This is a genomic window from Shewanella sp. VK101, from assembly GCF_056497865.1.
Map to the genome: position 1 here is coordinate 2,111,377 of NZ_CM151402.1, position 21,260 is coordinate 2,132,636.

The window sequence follows — 21,260 nt, forward strand, 5'->3', positions numbered from 1 at the left end:
TAATTCAATTTTTGGAACAAATAAATTGATAGTAAAAAGGCGCCTAAAACTAGGCGCCTTTTGCTCTCTGTCTCTCTGTACTGGCTATTAGTCGCGATCTGCGGCCAGCCAGGAAGCAAATTGCTTGGTGTAGTAGCTGACAATCAAGCTGGCACCGGCGCGTTTGAAGCCGACAAAGCTTTCGGTAACCACAGCTCTTTCGTCCAGAGCGCCGGCCAGAGCCGCGAACTTGATCCCGGCATATTCACCGCCCACATGATAAGCCGCCAAAGGCAACTCGGTACGCTCTCTCAATTGTGACAACACATCCAGATAAGGCGTACCTGGTTTAACCATCAGAATATCGGCGCCTTCCTCTTCATCGAGCAGGGCCTCTAACAGCGCTTGCCGGCCATTGGCGCTATCCAGTTGATAACCTTTACGATTGCCGCTGAGTTCACAATCTACCGCCGCCCGGAATGGACCGTAGAAAGAGGAGGCAAACTTGGCCGAGTGGGCCAAAATGGCAACATTTTCAAAACCGGCCGCATCCAGGCCCTCGCGTATGGCCCGGATTTGGCCGTCCATCATGGCCGAAGGGGCCAGCATGTCGGCACCGGCGCGGGCAGCGCAGACAGACTGCTTGACCAGGTTTTCCACAGTCGCGTCATTACAAACTTCATTGTGCTCAACCACACCACAGTGGCCGTGATCTGTGTACTCGCAGAAACAGATATCCGGGATCACCAGCATCTCGGGCGCTTCCTGCTTGATGGTGCGGATCATCCGTGCCAACAGGCCGTCATCGTTCCAGGTATCGCTGCCGATGGCATCTTTATGGTGTGAAATACCAAAGGGCATCACATAGCGGATCCCGAGGGCCTTCAGCTCACGGATCTCAGCTGCCAGCATGCTCTCGGGCAATCTGCTGATCCCGGGAAGGGTGCTGATGGCCACAGGCTCAGTAATGCCTTCTTCGATGAAAAGTGGGTGTACCAGATCTGTCAGGGAAACTTGCTGCTCGCGAACCAGATCCCGCATGGCTTCTGAGCTGCGAAGACGGCGAAGGCGACGAAGAGGTTTGGTGAAGCTGCCGTGACGGCAATGACTGTCTGACATGAGATTTCCTTTACTGCTATGGCGGGTGCCTGTTTGCCGAATATTGTCTCAAGACCCGGTAACCAGCACTAAGCTATTGAGGTTAAAGGGGCGCGAGCGCCCAAGTGCGCCTAGGATACCCTTTGCAGGAAACGCGATACTATGACAGGGATCACAGTTCATCCAGGCAGATGTTGGCAGGTGCAATACTGGTCTCACAGGGATGTGTTCCCTGTTGCCAATGTTGTTTGTCGAGCTTTGCGGTGCAGCCACTGTCTTCCATCAGGGCCCGCTCACCGTCTGCGCTGCAAAGCAACAAGAGGGCATGATCCTCGATACGAAACAGGTGCAGTTGGTATTGACTGAATGGCTCGAGCAGGGAGGCGTCATGGGCTGTGGCCAACGCCAATAAAGTTTGGCCGTCGAGGTTGGCCGGATGATTTTCATAACGTATGGTGGCTTCGGCCGCGCTGGTCACCTTGGTCAGTGCCGGTGCCAGTTGTTGGTATTCCTGATCATGCCTGTCACCGAGACCGCAGCCACCAAGTGTCGGTAGCAGCGCCAGCAGCAGGCAGACGATTGGGCCTTGATGGAAAATTGATTTCATCCTTGAATCCTTATCTACAAATAGTAGGTCGGTGCTAGTTCCTGTTAGGTCTGTTCCTGCCAAAAGGCCAGTTTACCTGCGGCATCCCGGCCCGTGTCCAAATTCCAATCTTTGATACTTTCCAGATAGGCGCTGTCTTGCTCCAGCACACCGCTGGCGATAAGTTGCCAAAAGTGTTTGACGTTTTCTCTGGCGCGCAGAAAAATCGCGTCATAGTGCATATCGCCTTCAGGGGTGGTCAGGGTTAAATACGTTTTTTCAATCTGCTCCTGCTCCGGATATAGGACGGCGAACTTGACGCCCAGGTGGCGGGCAAACGGCAGCAGTCTGTTGCCTTCCTCGGCAATCTTGTCCACCACAGTGATAAAGCCTTTATGCCAGTCATTGATGGCTGGCGGATTATTGGCCCATTCCTCTATATATACATCTTTGAAGCAGTTGTCCCACAATTTCTCTATGACAGGATCCAGTTTCTGACCTGTGGCATCGCAGCAGGCGGCAATACCGGAATCCAGGTGTTCTGACAGACCTATTGCCCCGAGATTGAGCTTGGGATAGATGTAGGCATCCTGATGCATTTCACAATACCTGTGGGCATCGGCGTTTTCTTTGTAGGGGCCTACTTTCATCTCAATAACCGGATGGACAGTGACATCTGCGATCACATGGGCACAATAGCCCAGCAACCAGGCCAGGCCCTTGTCGCGTTCTTCCCCTTCACTGCAGGCCAGGTGACGAACGCCGGCCTTGAGCATTTCGCCGCTATGCTGGTAATGCATCTTGTCGGCCCAACTTTTGGCCTGTTGGCGGTCATTGAGAGCGAGATAGGGATAATCCGGGCTGACAGCCCCGAGCTCGCAGTACTTGAAGTGCTTCAGTAAGGCGCGAATAGCGTCCTTGGGCATATGGGTAACCGCCTCCAGCTCAAGTGGCTGTCTGAGGTTATTGACCAGTGTGAGGTGTGCATAGGCGCCTGGCATTCCCTGGCCTCCAATCCTTTGCTGTTGCGTGCTGTTCCTTGAGGTTAACCTTAGCCGCTGAAGGTGAAAACGGCCATAGCCCGAAGCTACTATCAAGCGCAATTCACTCAAGAGTAAATCAGACTGGCCGCTTTCCTTGGTTGAGGCCTAGAAACCACCATGTCACCGCCCGAAAACAGCTAGGAAACGGCCGGTGAAGCCTGGGCTTTACTGTGGCGGATATGGCGCTCCACCAGAGCGCCTATCAGGTACATCATCAAGTAACCGCAGCCGAGGGCGAGGATCACCGCCACCACATTGGCCGTCAGTTGCCTGAGCAGGAAGAAGGCGCCTACCAGAGTAATGATGCCGGCCAGGCGGATCAGCAAACTGGCATTGAAGTAGCCTTCGGCCTTGATATAGGCCAGTTGATAACCGTTGAGCATCAGAAAGATGAAGAAAATGGCATAATGCAGCAGTACCGGCACGGCGCCGTGATACTGGGGCGGAAACAGCATTCTGAATAGACTCTCGCCGCCCAGCAGCATGACAACAAAGAAACTGATGCTGACAATCAGCGCCAGCTTGTAGAGCCAGTGTTTGATGGCGCGGATCTGTTCATTGTCCCGGGCGCGAACACAGACCGCCAATTCCGGCAATACGAAGCGGTAGATAGGGAATACAAACAGCAAGGTCATGTAGGTAAATACCGGCCTGACCACCACTTGGAAATCTCCCAGCTCTTCGACACTGAAATAACGTATGGTCAGCAGTACGGTAATATAGATCATCAGAATGCTGGAGCCTGCCTCGAGCGAGGCCGTGACACTGCGCTTCATAAAGCTTTTCAGCGCCGGCTCCAGATTGACCTTGGCAAGCGGCGCGGTGGCGATTTGACGCCGCCTTCTCAGATACATAAAGGCCGCGATAATCAGAGACGACAGCGTCGTAGCGTAAAAGAGTGCCCCCAGCGGCGCCATACTCAGCCCGTAGTAACACAGGGCAAAGGCCAGCACCAAAGACAGCGGCTCCATCCAGGTTACCTTGTTGCTGATTTCATAGAGGCGATACATGGCAACCAGGTTGGTAAAGTACACCTTGAGCCCCATGCTGACTATGATGCCCACCAGTTGCAGGTACTCCACATCTATGACGAGTTTGTGCTTGATATAGGGCAGTATGATGCCCCAGGTCAGCAGCACTACAAGGATCAGCACATAGCGGAAAATATTGATGATATCCCTGTCGTTGCGGGTCTGGCTGTAAGACACCACCATAGACGAGCGAAAGCCTGTCATCAGGATCAGTGACAGCGAGATGATATCGATAACCGTGTGGTAGATAGCCAGATCCGCCTTGGGAACCCAGCTTGCGAGCCAGACTTTAAAGGAAAACCCGATTGCTATGCTGATGAGAGTGGCCCAAATACCGGCGACAAAGGCACGTTTCAACCGCGAAACTGCGGTTTCATTGGAAAACTGAGAGAGGCTGGACATAACAGACGCTAACCGAAAAGGGGACTCCATATTAGTTGAGAACTGTTCTCATTGTCCATGATAAGGATCACAAGGGTAGATCCGCGCTTGGTTTCGGCGTATTTGATGGTATGATCCCGCCGCTATTAACTCGCCGAAGGCCATACCTTCGCCCATCAAGGTTGAACCCATGACATCGACTACACTTGCCAATTCTCCTGTTATTCTGGCTCTGGATACCTGTACCGAACTCTGCTCAGCGGCGCTGGCATGGCAAGATGGCAGTATTGCGGAATCTGTCGATGCGCCCCGTGAGCACAGCCAAAGATTGCTGCCCATGATAGAGAACTTGCTGAGTCAATCCGGGCTCAAGATGCAGGATATCGGCCTTATCGCCTATGGCCGTGGGCCGGGGAGTTTCACCGGTATCCGTATCTGCACCTCTATGACTCAAGGGTTGGCGCTGGGGCTGGATGTACCTGTAATCGGCATCTCTACCTTGGCCGCCATGGCGCAGCAAGCGATAACTGAACATGGTGCGCAGCAGGTGATTTGTGCCATAGATGCCCGCATGGGCGAAATCTATTGGGCGGCGTTTGCGCAGGAATCCGGTATGGCCAAACTGGTTGGCATAGAGCAAGTGAGCGCCCCTGAGACAATGACCTCGCCCTTTGCCAATACGGACAAGGTGTATTGCTGCGGCACTGGGTTTGATGCCTACCCGGCACTTTTACAACATGCCGAAAACTTGACCTTGCTGGATGCGGTGAAATATCCTCAAGCCAGTGCTATGCTTGCTTTGGCAAGCCTAGGTTGGCAACAAGGGCAGGCCACCTTGGTCGACGAGCTGGCGCCTGTGTATTTGCGAGATACAGTTGCCTGGAAGAAACTGCCGGGAAGGGAATAGGGCTTCAGGCGGGTTAACTGCCTCAAGGGCTTGGAGCAAACGGGGATCAAACCAGTATCATGATGATCAAGCAGACGGGACATCCGGGTGCAGTTCAAAGTCTGTCGCAGGCGGTAGCCGGCAACAGGCCTCCTGAGCGTGCCCAGCAAACCGTTGAGACTCAGGATGAAATCCTTGTCAGCTCATCCAGGCAGTTGGTCGAGTTTGACAGCCAAGCCCTTAACGACAAATACCAACAAAGAGAGCAGCTGAAGCGGGAAACCGCAGGTCATTCTGATGCTATCGCCCTCTATCTGAATACCCAACACGCCGCGCAGCGGGATGCTATCTCAGCCATGGTGGGCATAGATGTCTACGCCTGACAGTCCCGCAGCCGATAACGCTTTTGTAAAACCTTCCCATTCACTGCCGTTGCCGGGAAGAGGCCAGTTTCTGCTGGAACTTTTGCTGGCCTTGATGTTGACTCATCTGCCCTATGTCTCTGTACCCTTCAAATGGTTGGAAAGCTATTTCCATGAATTGTCCCATGCGCTGGCAACGCTGTTAAGCGGCGGGATTGTCAGCCATATCCAACTCTTTCCCAATGGCGCCGGTTTCTGCTTCAGTCAGGGCGGCTGGCCGCTCCTTATCGGATTCAGCGGTTATTTGGGGGCGGCCTTTTGGGGCTGCCTGCTTTACCACCTGGCCACTTGGCCGCGGGGGATCCGTATAAGTTTTGCCTTTATCGGCGCCTTGGTGCTGCTCACCATACTGCTGTGGGGGCGGGACTTACTGACCCTGAGTATCCTCATTAGTCTGAGTGTATTGTTTCTGCTGCCGCTGAAATTTGGCGGCAATCGACTGCTCAGCGGCAGCCTGCGCCTGGTGGCCTTGATGGTGATGCTCAATGCGCTTGCCAGTCCTGCTGTGTTGCTGGGGCTGGACGATAGGGGGGATGCGGTATTGCTGGCTGAGCACAGCTGGGTGCCTGCGTTCGTCTGGGTATTGCTGTGGTTCGCTTCCGGCTTATTGGCGCTACTGCTTTGCTGGCGCCGCATAGATGGAAAATCAAACTGATCCTTGGCAAGTCTGCCGCTCACTGTTAGCTTGAACTGCAATCTTATTTGGCACCAGTGCGTGCCAAAAAGTCGTTTCGGCGGGTCTGTTGCCGCAGCATAAATCTACATTCAAAGGAGAAGGGAAATGGAATACAAGCAATTTAATCGCAAGCTGGCAACGCCGCTTGGCAAGGCTTTGCTGGTGGCTGGCATGCTGCTTGGCAGCGGTGCGGTGCAGGCCGGCGAACCGGCTTTGCTGGAGGCGGTTAACAGTGACTTCCGCCGGGAAGCCAATGTCGAGCGCGACCAATATCGTCATCCAGAGCAGACACTGGCTTTTTTCGGGATCACTGCGGAGCAAACCGTGATTGAGCTCTGGCCAGGCGGCGGCTGGTACACAGAAATCCTGGCGCCTATGTTGGCGGACAAGGGGCAGTATATTGCAGCCGGTTTTAACACAGCGCCGCAAGAAGACAACCCGGGCAGCCGTTATCGGGCCAAAGCGGGCAAGCGTTATCTAGAATGGCTGCAAGCCCACCCCAAAGAGCTTGGCAAAATCGAACTGGTGGTTTTGGATCCTCCCGCGCAGGTTAAACTGGGAGAAGATGCCAGTGCCGATGCTGTACTCACTTTCAGAAACCTGCATAACTGGGCCAGTCAGGGGCAACTGCAAACCGTGTTTCAGGCTGCCTTTAATGTGCTTAAAGATGGCGGCGTCTTTGGTGTGGTTGAGCACAGGGGCAAAGCCGGTAACGGCCCTGACAGCGGCTACATGATGCAGGATGAGATGATAGCACTGGCAGAAAAGGTGGGCTTCACCTTGGAAGCCAGCAGTGAGATCAACGCTAATGCCAAGGACAGTAAGGATTACCCCAAAGGCGTCTGGACCTTGCCGCCGACATTGCGACTGGGTGAGCAGGACAGGGACACTTATCTCAAGATAGGAGAAAGTGACCGTATGACACTCAAATTTATCAAAAAAGCGAACTGATACACTGACAACAGAGGCATTATGTGGCAACCTTCCGCCCCCGTAAAAGCACTGAAGATCCCGCTGCCGCACCTCACGCTCGCGGCCCAATGCTGGGGAGCGGAAGATAAGCCGCTGTTACTGGCATTGCATGGATGGCTGGATAACAGTAACAGCTTTGCCCCTTTGGCCGAGATGCTGATGAATGATTATCGTATTCTTGCCATCGACTGGCCGGGACATGGTTTATCGGAACACAGGCCAGGGCGTTATCCGCTGCACTGGATTGATTATCTGTACGATCTTGAGCTGCTGCTGGACAGCTTGGCCGATGATGCGCCAGTCACTCTGTTGGGGCACTCCCTTGGGGGGATCGTTGCCAGTGCTTATGCTGCAGCGTTTCCTGAACGAGTCGATAAGTTGCTGTTGATTGAAGCCTTCGCTCCTCTCTATGAGGCGGTGGAGCAGGCTAAACCCAGGCTGAGAAAAAGCTTTGCTGCCCACAAGCGTATGCTCGGCAGCAAACGTAACCAAGTGGTTTATGACAGTATTGAGCCGGCCATCAAAGCCAGAGTGCAGTTGACCGGATTGGCCGAGCCCTGGTCCCGATTATTGGTGACGCGCAATATGCAAATTGATGCACATGGCGCCAGATGGCGCAGCGACCCAAGGCTGCGGCTCGACTCGCCGATGCGACTTTGTTTTGAGCAGGTAGCATCCCTGATGCAGGGGATCGCCATCCCCAGCTTGCTTATCGTGGGTGAGCAGGGATTTCCCGGACTGGTGCAGAGTTTGCCCCAGGCCCGCGCCTGGTACAGGGATTTGCAAATAGTACAACTACCAGGGGATCACCATCTACATATGGGAAACGCCGATGAGGTAGCGCAAACTCTGGCCGGATTTCTCCAAGGTAGAAAATCCAATCCGGGGGACTAGGCAAATAAAAGCTTTTATGTGATGATGATCAAAATTTTAAACGCCCGTATGATTTTTGCGGCGCGAAAGTTAACTACCAAGAGTCGAGGCCAAAGGCCTTAATAAGAACTTTATAAAAATACTCAGTGCTTTGCCCGCAGACGCTGCGGGCTTTAACGACAGAGAGAGTCGTTTCCGCTGAAGACGGAATTTTAGGAGAGATTTGTGGACCAGCCCTGGATTAACAGTTTGCCTGCCGACGTGCCTGCCGAAATTGATGCCAGCCGCTATGCTTCCTTGCTGGAGATGTTGGAATCAGCGGTCAATACCTATGCCGACCAACCCGCATTCGTCAATATGGGCGCAACCCTGACGTACCGAAAACTGGAAGAGCGCAGCCGTGCCTTCGCCGCTTATTTGCAAAATGATCTCAAATTGCAAAAGGGCGATCGGGTGGCGATCATGATGCCGAACCTGCTGCAATATCCCATCGCCCTGTTTGGTGTGTTGCGGGCCGGCATGGTCGTGGTCAATGTCAATCCGCTCTATACCCCAAGAGAGCTCAAACATCAGTTGGTCGACTCCGGCGCCAAGGCGATAGTGGTGGTGTCCAACTTTGCCAGCACACTGGAGCAGGTAGTCGATCAAACTCCGGTTAAAAACGTGATTATCACAGGGCTTGGCGATCTCTTGAGTGCGCCCAAGCGTACCCTGGTTAATTTTGTGGTGAAGTACATCAAACGCCTGGTGCCCAAATACTCTCTGCCACATGCCATCTCTATGCGCCGGGCGCTTCGGGCCGGTAAAAAGGCACAGTACGTCAAGCCTGTGGTCAAGAGTGACGATATCGCCTTTTTACAGTATACCGGCGGTACCACTGGCGTTTCCAAGGGTGCCATGCTCAGTCATGGCAACATAGTTGCCAACGTATTGCAGGCCAACGGTGCTTATGCCCCTTTGCTCAACGACGGCAAGGAGTTTGTGGTAACCGCCTTGCCGCTTTACCATATTTTCGCCTTAACGGTGAACTGTTTGTTGTTCCTGCATAAAGGCGCCAACAACTTACTGATCACCAATCCAAGGGATATCCCGGGATTTGTGGCCGAACTCAGGAAGACACCTTTTACGGCTCTCACTGGGGTGAACACCCTGTTTAACGCCCTGGTCAACAGCGAAGAGTTTGCCGCTCTGGACTTCTCCCGCCTCAAACTCTCTATTGGTGGCGGTATGGCGGTGCAGCGCGCCGTGGCTGACAAATGGCAGAGCATCACCAAGACTCGCTTGCTCGAAGGCTATGGCCTGACCGAAGCTTCACCTCTGGTAGCTTGCTGCCCTTACGATCTGGCCGGTTACAACGGCTCTATCGGTTTACCTGCACCTTCGACGCAAATTCAAGTGCGGGGTGACGACGGTCAGGTATTGCCTCAGGGAGAGACGGGCGAACTTTTTGCCAAGGGGCCTCAGGTGATGTTGGGATACTGGCAACGTCCGGAAGAAACCGCCAAAGTGATCGACAAAGACGGTTGGCTGGCCACAGGCGATATCGGCTATATGGATGAAAAAGGCTTTTTCTATATTGTCGATCGCAAGAAGGATATGATCCTGGTTTCCGGCTTCAACGTCTTCCCCAATGAAGTGGAAGAGGTGGTGGCCTTGCATCCCAAGGTGGTTGAAGTGGCCGCCGTGGGCGTGCCGCATGAGGTCAGTGGTGAACTGGTGAAGATTTTTGTGGTGGCAAAAGACAAATCTTTGACCGAGAAGGAGCTTATCAAGCACTGTCGCCATCATTTAACAGGATATAAGGTGCCGAAGCTGGTAGAATTCAGGGACGAATTGCCGAAAACCAACGTAGGAAAGATCCTGCGCAGAGAACTCAGAGATGAGGCCAAATCTGCATAATATAGAGAGCCGGCGCCAGCCGGCTCTTGTGTTTCCGGGACCTGGAAACTCGCGCAGGATGGGAGTTGAATTTGCAAGATTACCTGTATGTAAAAGATGACGCCACTCTGGCGCAGCTGGTGGAACAGTATCGCGAGGCTAAATTGCTGGTACTGGATACCGAATTTGTACGCACCCGCACTTACTATGCTTGTTTAGGGCTCATTCAGGCCTATGACGGCAAGACCCTGGCTCTGATAGATCCCTTGGCCATCTCGGATCTGTCGGGATTTTGGGCCTTGCTGACCGATGAGAAGATCACCAAGTTGTTGCACTCCTGCAGTGAAGACTTGGAAGTGTTTGCCCGCCAAGGCCAGTGTCAGCCCAAGCCTTTGTTTGACAGCCAATTGGCGGCGGCCATTGCCGGCATGGGCCATGGCCTGGGTTATGCCAAGCTGGTGCATGAGTGCCTGGGAGTGGAGCTCGACAAGGGCGAGTCCCGCACCGACTGGCTGAAACGACCGCTATCAGAGGCGCAGCTCAGTTATGCCGCCAATGATGTCTATTATCTCTACCAACTCTATCCTCAGCTGCAGCAGAAACTGGAGCAGCAGGGCAGGCTCGAGTGGGTATTGGAAGAAAGCCAGCGCATGACAGAAGGGCGTCTGGACGCGCCGGATGAAGACACGGCCTATCTTAGGGTCAAGAACGCCTTTCAGTTGAGTACACCACAATTGGCTGTGCTCAAGGTGCTGGCGGCTTGGCGTTTGCGTAAAGCGTTGGCAAAGGACATGGCGCTGGGTTTTGTCATGAAAGATCATGCCCTTATCGGCTTGGCTAAGCGTCAGCCAAGAGGGATTAATGACGTGCTTTCCATGAAAGAGCTGACGGATCATGAAAAGCGTCTCTACGCCAAAGATGTGCTCAAGGTCATGGCCAAGGCGGATATGAGCAATCTGCCGGAGCCCTTGGATGTGTTGGCTCTCAAGCCGGGATATAAGAGCGCCTTCAAGAGTATTAAGCAGTGCTTGACCGAGATTGCTGAATCCGAAAGTGTGCCTATGGAGTTGCTTGGATCCAAGCGTCATATTCACGAATATCTTGAGTGGGTATGGGACGGCAAACAGGGACCCACGCCCTTGGTGTTGCTGGGCTGGCGTGGCCAACTGGTGGCTGACAAATTGGCCAAGCTGGCACTCTGAACCTGGTTGATAAAAGTAAAAAGGCGCCCAAGGGTAATGCCGTTCACTTAGTGTGAACGGCATTTTTCTTAGGCTTAATGGGATACTTGTTTTTACTCATTTTTAACGCACGTGGATAGGCTCTATCCCGTTTCCCATCAAGCTTGAACTGCCTCGCATTACGCACTATGTCCAAGACCTCTCTCGGGACATTTCCAGGCGTTTGAGATGACAGTTGAGTCAGTTTAAAAATGATATAACTCGATGCATCTCTAAAGCTTAATTGGTTCGGATGTAACGACGGTAAGCTCTTAGCCATCAACATCATCTTGTATCTGATGAGGTTATAGGCCAATAGTACCCCCCACAATTCTTGGATAACCAACTCTGGCAATTGACTACGCAACGTAAAGCGACTCTCCAGAAGATGCTGCTTCATCTCCCGATAGCCCACTTCTATCTCCCATCGATGGGCATATAAATCCGCTATCTCTGCCCCCGGATAACGCAAGGGGTCTGTTAATGAGGTCAAAATGGAAACCGACTTACCTTTTATCGTCTTTGTCAGTAAGCGAGCTTCAATATTGTCAGGTAGCATAGGCCACTTCTTTCTGGCTTGAGGCGTGGTGGCTAACTGCACCAGTTGGTCGTGTTTTCCTAAAGAGCGTACCACTTCATATTGTGTCCCTTTCTTCAACGGCAGCAGCCAGTGACTGTTCGGTTGAGCCTGTTGCCAGGCGTGCAAAAGCCCCAACGAATAAAAGCCTCTGTCAAACAGCGTCAGGCTGTTATTGGGTATGCTTGATATCAGTTCGGCGGCTAAATTCATTTCACTGACAGCAACAGAATCAAAGGCACTGTTCAATACCAGGTGGCTGCTTAACTCCATCATGCAAACCATGCGAATTTGAGGATAGGCAGCATCACCAGAAGCGTTGGCGGTTTTGGCGAACACCTGATTGTTTTGCTCACTATCAGGTGTTCGCCACACGACACCATCGACACCGTAGAGGTTGAGCCCACACCAATGAGGATGCTCTGCTCTTTCATGCCAGGTCTTGGCACTTCGCTTAAACACATCCTGAACAACGTCAGAGCCCAATCGCTTACGCGCTTGCGTGACAGCACTGCGCGCAACGTAATCCACCTCTTGCGGTAAGACGATATCAAGCTTATTGATGAGTGAACGGACGGACTCGCCTCTGAACAGAGCCATACCAATCACCGCCCAAATCATGGCATCCATAGGTAACTTACGTCGTCTTAAACTGGCAACACCATGTGAATCAAGGCACGACTGAATTAACTCAGGCTCAAGTACATCGGCCAGACAGGTGAATTCGGTAAGACGATTGATATGAGTACGCGCCAAAGCTTCTGAAAGTTGCATAAAAAAATCCGATGACATGGGGTCATCGGATTTTGATCCTTTCAGTGAGATCGTCAAGCGATCTGTCTTAACTGATCGGCATTACGCCCAAGGGCGCCTTTTTGTGACTGCAGCAGTACTTTACATAGATACTTTATTTTACATAGATGCTTTATTCATACTTTGGCTTCAAATGTATGCTCTTGATACCCTTTGCTTTTTACCGAAAAAGCTTGCCTCAAGGGCGGTCCGGCAGAGTTACATTGAGCTCGAGTACCGACAGGTTGTCATCGTTTTGATCCAGCTGCACAGATACCTGCTCTTCGGAGATGTGCACATACTTGCGGATCACTTCAATTATCTCCTGCTTCATCTGCGGAAAGTAATCCGGTGCCCCGCGCTCGCCGCGTTGATGGGCAACGATGATCTGCAAACGTTCCTTGGCGGTTGCCGCGGTGCTGCTTTTCTTGCTGCTTCTGAAATAATCGAGTAATGACATAATTTAGCTACCAAATATTCGTTTAAGGAATCCCTTCTTCTCTTCCGCGACGAAGCGCAGCGGAAGCTCTTCACCCAGCAGACGAGCCACTGTGTCCTCGTAGGCCTGTCCGGCATCGCTGTCGTGATCTATGATCACCGGCACCCCTGAGTTGGAAGCCTTGAGCACTGCCTGAGACTCAGGAATAACTCCGAGCAGTTGTATTGCGAGAATTTCCTGCACATCTTCCACACTGAGCATTTCGCCGGTTTTCACTCTGGCAGGGGAGTAGCGAGTCAGCAGCAGATATTCCTTGATGGGCTCAAGCCCTTGCTCGGCACGACGGCTACGGCTTTGCAGCATGCCAAGGATCCTGTCTGAGTCTCTGACCGAGCTGACCTCAGGGTTGGTTGTCACTATGGCGATATCGGCAAAATAGAGTGCCATCATGGCGCCGGTTTCAATACCTGCCGGAGAGTCACAGATGATGTAGTCAAAGTCTTTGCTCAAATCATCAAGTACCTTGCCGACACCTTCTTTGGTCAGGGCATCTTTGTCCCTGGTTTGGGAAGCCGGTAAAACGAACAGTTTATCGCAGCGTTTATCTTTGATCAGCGTTTGGTTCAGATTGGACTCGCCGTTGATGACATTGACAAAGTCGTAAACAACCCGACGCTCACAGCCCATGACCAAATCCAGATTACGCAGGCCGATATCAAAATCGATAACAACAGTCTTGTGTCCTTTAAGCGCCAAGCCGGTAGCGATAGCCGCGCTCGATGTGGTTTTGCCCACACCGCCTTTACCTGAGGTGACAACAATAATTTGTGCCATGTTCTATTTTATCCTTTCCATCTGCCTTATCCGGGCAGCGATTCAACGATTAATGACTCACCGCTGAGCCTGATACAACCACTCTTGGCGGTACAGTGTTGCTGCAGGTTTTCAGTCAACCAGTACTGTCCCGCAATCGAAACCAGTTCAGCTTCCATGGACTGGGCCAGGATCACGGCATGTTTATCACCGCTGGCTCCCGCCATTGCCTTACCACGCAGTGCCCCGTATACATGAATGCTACCATCTGCAATGACTTCTGCGCCATTCCCTACTGCACCAAAAACGATTAAATCACCGTCTTTGGCATAGATTTGTTGCCCGGAGCGCACGTTTTGTTTGACTATCTTGGTGACTCTCGGGGGGGGCGGTGGCAATTCCGACTGTTTCCCGGCTTTGATGCTGGCCAATCCCTGCGCCTTGGCGGCTTCATTAAGTGCCTTATCGGCGGCAGTCACACCGACTATCACCAGTTGTCTTTCGGTCAGTCCCTGGCGCAGCCCTTTGAGATCTATGTCTGTGCCGTTGACCTGACTTAAGTTGAGCACCAGTGGAGCATTGAGGAAAAACTGGGGAGCCTGGGCGAGCTTGCCATCGAGCTCTTTAAAAAGGGCGTCCAGATCTGGGGTATTGATATGAAGTACAGAGAGCGTAAAAGAAGAGCCCTTTAGCTCTAGACTAGGTTTTGGCATCCCGGCGTCATTCTCCAGAAAATGAGCAGTCAGATTGCGTGACAGCGTTATATTCCAAGGCGTCCATGTTATAGTGTGCCCCGATGAGTGGCAAGTTTGAACCCATGGAAATTGATACAATTATGATCTGTGCTGTCTATAAGAGCCTGAAAAAAGCCGACACCTATTTATTCGTCAACAAGAAAGGCCATTTTGATGATGTACCTGCTCCCTTGATGCAGGTATTTGGGCCGCCACAACTGGTAATGCTGTTGCCGCTGCAGAAAAGACAGCAACTGGGTATCGCCGATATCAACAAGGTCAAAGCAGAACTGGCGGAAAAGGGCTATTATTTGCAATTGCCGCCACCGCAGGTGGATATGCTGAAGGAGCTGAGACGCTGCAAGGGCCTGGATGATCATTCTGCTTAAGGAATAACGCGTTTTATGGATAGACTTTCCCTGGTGTTTATTTCGCTGCTGGGCGCGTCGCTGACCAATGTCTGTGCAGCGACCGAAGGCAGTTTTGAGCAGTATCTTGATAAATTAAAACAGGACGCAGCAACGCAAGGGATAGATCAACTCATATTGGATAAGGCCTTCAGCCAGATAAAACTGTTTAAAAAAGCCTCCAATGATGACAAGACAGCCCCCGAACCGCCAAAGGATCTGGAGCACTATATCCCCAAGGCGATCAGTGAGGAGATGGTGGTAAAGGGTCGGGTACTGGCCGAAGAATATCGACCGCTGCTGGTCAAACTTGGTAAACAATATCGGGTGCAGCCCAGGTTTATTCTGGCCCTTTGGGGGCTCGAGTCAGATTTTGGCAATCAGCAGGGCGGTTATCCTGTGCTTTCCGTGACGGCGTCACTGGCCTATGAGGGACAAGAGGTTTACCGCGATGAGTTTTTTGCGGCGCTGAAAATACTCGCGTCGCAATCGCTCGACTTTAACGAGCTCAAGGGTTCGAGTACCGGTGCCATGGGGCCTTTAGGATTGATGCCAAGTGCCTATCTGCAATACGGCAACGACGGCGACGGTGATGGCAAGGTCGATATCTGTAACAGCTTTGCCGATGGCTTGGCATCTGTGGCCAACTACCTGCAGCAAACGGGCTGGGATGACACCCAAACCTGGGGACGCCAGGTCAAAGCGCCCGAGTCCATAGAGAACAGCCAACTCGGGGTGGATTATCAGGCGAGTTTCAGCCATTGGCAGCAGTTGGGCGTTCGTCGTTACGATGGCGGCGATCTGCCTGGCCGGACCGATATGCAAGTTTCATTGATCATGCCAGATGGTGTCACAGGAAGGCACTATCTGGTATACCAGAACTACCGCGCCTTGCGAAGCTGGCAAAATTCAGACTATTTCGCTTTGGCGGCGGCTTATCTTTCCGAGCGGATCAAGTATCCACCCCGGAAATAGTGTAAAATAGCCATCACGCAAGCTTTCAAGAACGAACCAACAAATTTATGTCCTTCTGGTTAACCAAGACCCTGGCCGAAATGACTCCGGATGAGTGGGAGTCTCTCTGTGATGGCTGTGGGAAATGCTGTCTCAATAAGCTCATCGATGATGAAACCGATGAGCTTTACTATACCAATGCGGCTTGCAAATTGTTGTCTGATAAAGACTGCAGCTGCATTCACTATGAAAAACGCTTTGAATTTGTGCCTCTGTGCACCGCGGTGACGGCGACGAATATCGGTGAGCTGGACTGGCTGCCGGATAGTTGTGCTTATCGGCGTCTGTATCTGGGGCGGCCATTGCCTTCCTGGCATCCACTTTTGACCGGCTCCAAGGATGCCATGCACGAAGTAGGGATGTCGGTGAAGGGCAAGACGCTTTGCGAGAGTAAAGTGCGCGATCTTGAAGATCATATTGTACTCTGGCCACTGAAGGACTTGGATTGATGTCATCCAGGCATCAAGAGTAAAAAGCCAAACACGATTGTTTGGCTTTTTTATGCTCATAGGAAACCCGCTAGCTTGAATTGAATACCTAGTTACGGCCCTTGCTCAGAATAGGTACAACATAGAGCATCAGTGCTACCAGATATGTGGCAAAAGCAACAATCATCCACTGCGACATAGTGATGCCGATAAAGCTCCAGGGAATATCAGTGCACATGCCTGTTGGCATAAATATCGAAGGCAGCCATTCATGCAGTGGCATCCAGGAGGGGAAGTCCGGCAGGAATGAACAGGTGGAAAAAGGCGATGGGTTTTGCTGCATATCGTTGAGTTCAATGGCCAATCTCAGTCCCCAACTGGCGCTTACCCCCCACAGCAAGGCCGCCACAAGTCGCACTGGACGTACACTCGGCGCAAGAAAGCCTATGATGCCGGCCAGCAGCAATCCCAATACGGCCAAACGCTGGTAAATACACATGACGCAAGGCTCGAGGTGCATCACATGTTGAAAGTACAACGCAGCCAGCTCCAGAGACAGGGCGCTGAGCGCCAGAATTCCCCAGGCCATGCGGGAGTGGGCGAAACGTATCATTGCTGTCAAAACTATTCTCCATTGATTACCCATCAGTCCAAGGCGAGGTGGGATAACTCCTCAGATGGATATGACACCCATAAAAAAACGCCCTAGAGGGGCGTTTTTTGGACTCTACTGAAACCAAAAGGTTCAGTCAATACATAGACTAATGGCCTACGGCCGCACCTTTACCGAGCACTTCCTGAGCACTGTGGTGCAGGATCATGCCTGAGTCGTAGAAGTATTGGGTCATCTGCTCCAGGAAACCTGTCTCAATTGCCAGTACACCAACAATGGACAACACGATAGTGTAAGGCAGTGCCATCCATACCATGCGGCCATAAGAGAGACGAATGAGGGGAGCCAGAGCGGAAGTCAGCAGGAACAGGAAGGCCGCCTGACCGTTAGGGGTAGCCACTGATGGCAGGTTGGTTCCTGTGTTGATGGCAACGGCAAGCAGGTCAAACTGATCGCGGGTGATCTGGCCATCAATCAGCGCGGCTTTCACCTCGTTGATATAAACGGTACCCACAAACACGTTATCACTGACCATGGACAACAAGCCGTTGGCAACATAGAAGATAACCAGCTGCATATTGCCTTCAAAGCCGAGAGCCCATTGAATAACAGGAGCAAACAGGCCTTGGTCAATAATCACACCCACCACGGCGAAGAATACTGCCAGTAGAGCGGTAAAGGGCAGGGCTTCTTCGAAGGCTTTACCCAGAGCGTGCTCATCGGTAATACCGTTGAAGGCAGTGGTCAGGATGATAACTGAAAGACCGATAAGACCAACCGATGCCAGGTGGAAGGCCAGACCGACAATCAGCCATACACCGACCAGAGCCTGGATAACCAGCTTCATCTTATCTTTGCTGGTTCTGTGGGCATCTTCATGGGCGGCAAATTCCACCAGAATTTTGTGTACAGCGTCTGGCAGTTGGGCGCCATAACCACAGATACGGAATTTTTCCACCAAGACACAGGTGAGGATACCGGCAAAGAATACGGGTACAGTCACAGGTGACATCCGCAAGGCGAATTCAGAGAACTGCCAGTTAGCCTGGGCGGCGATGATCAGGTTTTGCGGCTCACCTACCATGGTGCACACACCACCGAGGGCGGTACCGACACCGGCGTGCATCAACAGGTTACGCAGGAAGCCCCGGAAGTCTTCCAACTCTTGGGCGTTAAGCTGGTCATTCCCGTCAGAGGTATGGTCATGATCGGCGCTGAAATCTTTACCGGATGCGACCTTATGATAGATGGAGTAGAAACCGACTGCTACAGCGATGATAACCGCAATAACTGTCAAGGCATCGAGGAACGCAGACAGGAAGGCTGAGGCAACACAGAACATCAGGGATACGACCATTTTGGAACGCACCTTGGTGATCATCTTGGTAAATACATAAAGCAGCAACTGCTTCATAAAGTAGATACCGGCCACCATGAATACCAATAGCAGTAGTACTTCGAGGTTGGCTTCAATCTCGTGCAGTACCTGGCTGGGACTGGTCATACCGATAAACACGGCCTCAATCGCCAATAAACCACCGGGTTGCAGAGGATAGCATTTAAGCGCCATGGCCAGAGTGAAGATAAACTGCACGACCAAAAACCAGCCCGCAACAAAGGGGTTGATACTGAAGAGTATCGGGTTGATGATAAGAAAAATCAGTATCGCAAGCTTGTACCACTTGGGCGAGTTGCCCAAGAAGTTACTCATAAAAGCCTGAATCGGTGTAGCAGGCATGTCTTCCTCTCTAATCTGTTATAAGTGAATCTGTTATTAAGTGTGGTAGTTACGTCTTTGGTTGACGAACGGTAAAATTTGCGTAGTTCAGTCTAGCCTAAAGATAAACTCAATGTAATGATTAGGGTATACAGGGATTTCAAAAAGCGGATCTCTAACGCAAAATTCAGTGACAACTGATTTGAACCTGGTCACTTTTATAGCAGTTATTGAGAGCTTGGCAGGGTTGAATTTTTCATCAGTGATCTGGTGGTTTTCATTTTTCGTCGCTCTGGTATGATCTGTGGCCAGAATAATGCTAACAATCGGAAAACCGGGCTGATGATAATCAATGCCAAAGGACCTGCAAGTTTTGCAGAGAAATATATAGTGCGTTCAATCTGGGAAAATAAATTTCCCCCCGGCTCCATACTTCCTGCGGAGCGGGAATTATCAGAGCTGATCGGTGTGACCCGTACAACACTCAGGGAAGTGCTGCAGCGTTTGGCCCGTGACGGTTGGTTGACGATTCAACATGGCAAACCCACCCGGGTGAATAATTTCTGGGAAACCTCTGGCCTGAATATTTTGGAGACCATTGCCGATCTGAATCCCGAAGGTTTCCCGGTATTGGTTGACCAACTGCTGTCGGCCAGAACCAATGTCAGTGCCATCTACTTCCGTGGCGCACTACGGCATAATCCTGAGACGGCGGTGGAAGTGCTGTCAAAAATCCACGAGCTGGAAGATGAGGCCGAGGCCTATGCCGAATTTGATTACCAGTTGCATCACACCTTGGCGTTTTCATCAGGTAACCCGCTGTACGTGCTGATCCTCAATGGTTTCAAGGGACTGTATGCCAGAGTCGGGCGCTACTACTTCAGTAGTCAGGAAGCAAGAGCCTTGGCACTGGCCTTCTATCAAAAGCTTGAAATCCTGGCTAAAGATAAAAACTATACCCAGGTGCCTGCTTTGATGCGCGCTTACGGTATCGACAGTGGCATTATGTGGCAGAAACTGCGCGATGCCATGCCGCTGGAGATGGCCCAGGACAATCAATAGTTGCCGATGAGCCGTTGGCACACAATAAAAAAGACCGCTATTAGCGGTCTTTTTTATTGTCCAGGGTTTTCTATGACCAAAGCTGCCTAAATCAATTCGCTTCTGTCCGGGCACGAGGCCAGTACTCTTATCTCGCCATCATCTTCTTTCTGCTCCAGAGTGACATCAAAGCCCCAAAGACGGTGCAGGTGTTTGAGTACTTCCCGGCAACTGTCTGCCAGAGGGATGCCCTTGCTGGGGATATACCTCAGTGTCAGCGAGCGATCGCCATTGACCATGACATTATGAACCTGGATATTGGGTTCATTATTGGACAGGTTATATTGTGAAGACAAAATTTGCCTGATCTCCCGGTATCCCTGTTCATCATGAATGGCAGATACCGACAGATAGTTTTTGCTTTCATCATCAAGCACACCAAACAGCTTGAACTTGCGGATGATGGTGGGGGAAAGATACTGGCTGATGAAGCTTTCATCCTTGAAGTTTTCCATGGCGAAATGCAGCGTTTTCAACCAATCGCTGCCGGCGATATCCGGGAACCAATATCTATCCTCGTCTGTTGGCTGTTCGCAGATACGGCGAATGTCGCAGAACATATTGAACCCCAGGGCATAGGGGTTAATGCCGTTGTAATAAGGGCTGTTGTAGGGGGGCTGAGCCACCACATTGGTGTGACTCTGTAAAAACTCCAACATAAATCTGTCGGTAACCAGACCTTCGTCATAGAGGTGGTTGAGCAAGGTGTAATGCCAGAAGGTGGCCCAGCCCTCGTTCATCACCTGGGTCTGGCGTTGCGGGTAAAAATACTGCCCCATCTTGCGTACGATACGCACCAACTCCCGTTGCCAGGGCTCCAGCAGCGGAGCGTGCTTCTCGATAAAGTAGAGAATGTTTTCCTGTGGCTCTGACGGAAAACGTTTTTGCTGTTTGGCTTCCTCCTTGGTCTGCTGAGAGGGGATGGTGCGCCAGAGATCGTTGACCTGGGTTTGCAGATAGGCCTCGCGCTCTTTCTGGCGTGCCTGCTCTTCACGAAACGAGATTTCTGTTGGGCGCTTGTAGCGGTCGACGCCATAATTCATCAGGGCGTGGCAGGAGTCCAACAGGTTTTCCACCTCATCTATGCCATATTTACGCTCGCATTCACTGATGTATTGCTTGGCAAAGACCAAGTAATCAATGATGGAGCCGGCATCTGTCCAGGTGCGGAACAGGTAGTTGTTTTTGAAGAAACTGTTATGGCCAAAGCAGGCGTGAGCTATCACCAAGGCTTGCATGGTGAGGGTGTTTTCCTCCATCAGATAGGCGATACAGGGGTTGGAGTTGATGACTATCTCATAGGCCAGCCCCATCTGGCCGCGCTTGTAACCCTGCTCGGTTTCGATAAAACGCTTACCGAAGGACCAGTGAGTATACCCTATGGGCATGCCTATGCTGGCGTAGGCGTCCATCATCTGCTCGGCGGTGATCACCTCTATCTGATTGGGATAGGTCCCCAGACGATAATGCTCCGCGACCCGGGCGATTTCCTTTTCATAGGTTTCCAGCAGCTCAAAAGTCCATTCAGGCCCGTCACTCAATGGCTGGCGTGTTTTCTTTTTGCTCATAATCGCTTCCCC

The 21,260-nt window shown here is 51.8% G+C and carries 22 protein-coding genes; 11 read left to right on the forward strand and 11 right to left on the reverse strand.

Annotated features, from left to right (window positions below; all coding sequences use genetic code 11):
- Positions 1 to 87: 87 nt before the first annotated feature.
- The 4 genes from hemB to ACSHSR_RS09600 all read right to left on the reverse strand — a co-directional run bounded on the left by hemB (position 88) and on the right by ACSHSR_RS09600 (position 4,139).
- Positions 88 to 1,098, reverse strand: coding sequence for a porphobilinogen synthase (hemB, locus tag ACSHSR_RS09585; RefSeq protein WP_062793790.1), 1,011 nt, complete (start codon positions 1,096 to 1,098; stop codon positions 88 to 90).
- 151 nt (positions 1,099 to 1,249) lie between these two features.
- A complete protein-coding gene (locus tag ACSHSR_RS09590) occupies positions 1,250 to 1,684 on the reverse strand; it encodes a hypothetical protein (protein WP_052678927.1) in 435 nt (144 codons plus the stop codon).
- Between the two features lie 44 nt (positions 1,685 to 1,728).
- Positions 1,729 to 2,664 carry a zinc dependent phospholipase C family protein gene (locus tag ACSHSR_RS09595; protein WP_479631454.1) on the reverse strand — a complete coding sequence of 312 codons (936 nt, stop codon included), beginning with the start codon at positions 2,662 to 2,664 and terminating at the stop codon, positions 1,729 to 1,731.
- 179 nt (positions 2,665 to 2,843) lie between these two features.
- A complete protein-coding gene (locus ACSHSR_RS09600) occupies positions 2,844 to 4,139 on the reverse strand; it encodes an MATE family efflux transporter (RefSeq protein ID WP_479631455.1) in 1,296 nt (431 codons plus the stop codon).
- A 169-nt stretch (positions 4,140 to 4,308) separates the two neighbouring features.
- Between ACSHSR_RS09600 and tsaB the strand changes: the two genes are divergently transcribed.
- From tsaB to rnd, 7 genes are all read left to right on the forward strand, one after another.
- A complete protein-coding gene (tsaB, locus tag ACSHSR_RS09605; RefSeq protein WP_479631456.1) occupies positions 4,309 to 5,025 on the forward strand; it encodes a tRNA (adenosine(37)-N6)-threonylcarbamoyltransferase complex dimerization subunit type 1 TsaB in 717 nt (238 codons plus the stop codon).
- Between the two features lie 59 nt (positions 5,026 to 5,084).
- Positions 5,085 to 5,387: a hypothetical protein gene (locus ACSHSR_RS09610; protein WP_144380398.1), complete on the forward strand. Its 303-nt coding sequence runs from the start codon at positions 5,085 to 5,087 to the stop codon at positions 5,385 to 5,387.
- Positions 5,374 to 6,081 (forward strand): M50 family metallopeptidase, encoded by a 708-nt coding sequence (locus ACSHSR_RS09615; RefSeq protein ID WP_071237448.1) that lies wholly within the window; start codon positions 5,374 to 5,376, stop codon positions 6,079 to 6,081. Before ACSHSR_RS09610 ends, ACSHSR_RS09615 begins: the two co-directional genes overlap by 14 nt.
- A 126-nt stretch (positions 6,082 to 6,207) precedes the next feature.
- Entirely contained in the window at positions 6,208 to 7,053 is an 846-nt protein-coding gene (locus tag ACSHSR_RS09620) for a class I SAM-dependent methyltransferase (protein WP_208149597.1), read from the forward strand.
- A gap of 21 nt (positions 7,054 to 7,074) precedes the next feature.
- Positions 7,075 to 7,968 carry an alpha/beta fold hydrolase gene (locus ACSHSR_RS09625; RefSeq protein ID WP_045283831.1) on the forward strand — a complete coding sequence of 298 codons (894 nt, stop codon included), beginning with the start codon at positions 7,075 to 7,077 and terminating at the stop codon, positions 7,966 to 7,968.
- 204 nt (positions 7,969 to 8,172) lie between these two features.
- Positions 8,173 to 9,846, forward strand: coding sequence for a long-chain-fatty-acid--CoA ligase FadD (gene fadD / locus ACSHSR_RS09630; protein ID WP_418070418.1), 1,674 nt, complete (start codon positions 8,173 to 8,175; stop codon positions 9,844 to 9,846).
- A 71-nt stretch (positions 9,847 to 9,917) separates the two neighbouring features.
- Positions 9,918 to 11,027, forward strand: a complete 1,110-nt coding sequence (gene rnd / locus ACSHSR_RS09635; RefSeq protein WP_479631514.1) for a ribonuclease D — start codon at positions 9,918 to 9,920, stop codon at positions 11,025 to 11,027.
- A 43-nt stretch (positions 11,028 to 11,070) separates the two neighbouring features.
- On the opposite strand, the gene ACSHSR_RS09640 is transcribed toward rnd, so the two are convergent.
- The 4 genes from ACSHSR_RS09640 to minC form a co-directional block, all read right to left on the reverse strand.
- Positions 11,071 to 12,396, reverse strand: coding sequence for an IS4 family transposase (locus ACSHSR_RS09640; RefSeq protein WP_208184440.1), 1,326 nt, complete (start codon positions 12,394 to 12,396; stop codon positions 11,071 to 11,073).
- A 217-nt stretch (positions 12,397 to 12,613) separates the two neighbouring features.
- Positions 12,614 to 12,874, reverse strand: coding sequence for a cell division topological specificity factor MinE (gene minE / locus ACSHSR_RS09645; RefSeq protein WP_028781478.1), 261 nt, complete (start codon positions 12,872 to 12,874; stop codon positions 12,614 to 12,616).
- A gap of 3 nt (positions 12,875 to 12,877) precedes the next feature.
- Positions 12,878 to 13,687 (reverse strand): septum site-determining protein MinD, encoded by an 810-nt coding sequence (minD, locus tag ACSHSR_RS09650; RefSeq protein ID WP_025011627.1) that lies wholly within the window; start codon positions 13,685 to 13,687, stop codon positions 12,878 to 12,880.
- A 26-nt stretch (positions 13,688 to 13,713) separates the two neighbouring features.
- Complete coding sequence (gene minC / locus ACSHSR_RS09655) at positions 13,714 to 14,379, reverse strand: septum site-determining protein MinC (RefSeq protein ID WP_028781479.1); 666 nt, start codon at positions 14,377 to 14,379, stop codon at positions 13,714 to 13,716.
- A gap of 122 nt (positions 14,380 to 14,501) precedes the next feature.
- Here minC and ACSHSR_RS09660 point away from each other — a divergent pair, with 122 nt between their 5' ends.
- The 3 genes from ACSHSR_RS09660 to ACSHSR_RS09670 are packed head-to-tail and all read left to right on the forward strand — an operon-like array spanning position 14,502 to position 16,270.
- Positions 14,502 to 14,789: a YcgL domain-containing protein gene (locus ACSHSR_RS09660; protein WP_479631515.1), complete on the forward strand. Its 288-nt coding sequence runs from the start codon at positions 14,502 to 14,504 to the stop codon at positions 14,787 to 14,789.
- A 15-nt stretch (positions 14,790 to 14,804) separates the two neighbouring features.
- On the forward strand, positions 14,805 to 15,782 hold the full coding sequence (locus ACSHSR_RS09665; RefSeq protein ID WP_479631457.1) for a lytic murein transglycosylase: 978 nt from the start codon (positions 14,805 to 14,807) through the stop codon (positions 15,780 to 15,782).
- Positions 15,783 to 15,829: 47 nt separating this feature from the next.
- On the forward strand, positions 15,830 to 16,270 hold the full coding sequence (locus ACSHSR_RS09670; RefSeq protein ID WP_025887752.1) for a YcgN family cysteine cluster protein: 441 nt from the start codon (positions 15,830 to 15,832) through the stop codon (positions 16,268 to 16,270).
- An 88-nt stretch (positions 16,271 to 16,358) separates the two neighbouring features.
- On the opposite strand, the gene dsbB is transcribed toward ACSHSR_RS09670, so the two are convergent.
- Positions 16,359 to 16,871 carry a disulfide bond formation protein DsbB gene (dsbB, locus tag ACSHSR_RS09675; RefSeq protein WP_025011624.1) on the reverse strand — a complete coding sequence of 171 codons (513 nt, stop codon included), beginning with the start codon at positions 16,869 to 16,871 and terminating at the stop codon, positions 16,359 to 16,361.
- A gap of 139 nt (positions 16,872 to 17,010) precedes the next feature.
- Complete coding sequence (gene nhaB, locus ACSHSR_RS09680) at positions 17,011 to 18,600, reverse strand: sodium/proton antiporter NhaB (RefSeq protein WP_025887756.1); 1,590 nt, start codon at positions 18,598 to 18,600, stop codon at positions 17,011 to 17,013.
- Positions 18,601 to 18,921: 321 nt separating this feature from the next.
- On the opposite strand from nhaB, the gene fadR reads away from it, so the two are divergent.
- Positions 18,922 to 19,641 (forward strand): fatty acid metabolism transcriptional regulator FadR, encoded by a 720-nt coding sequence (gene fadR / locus ACSHSR_RS09685; protein ID WP_025011622.1) that lies wholly within the window; start codon positions 18,922 to 18,924, stop codon positions 19,639 to 19,641.
- Between the two features lie 86 nt (positions 19,642 to 19,727).
- On the opposite strand, the gene ACSHSR_RS09690 is transcribed toward fadR, so the two are convergent.
- Entirely contained in the window at positions 19,728 to 21,248 is a 1,521-nt protein-coding gene (locus ACSHSR_RS09690; protein WP_144166636.1) for a SpoVR family protein, read from the reverse strand.
- Positions 21,249 to 21,260 lie beyond the last annotated feature (12 nt).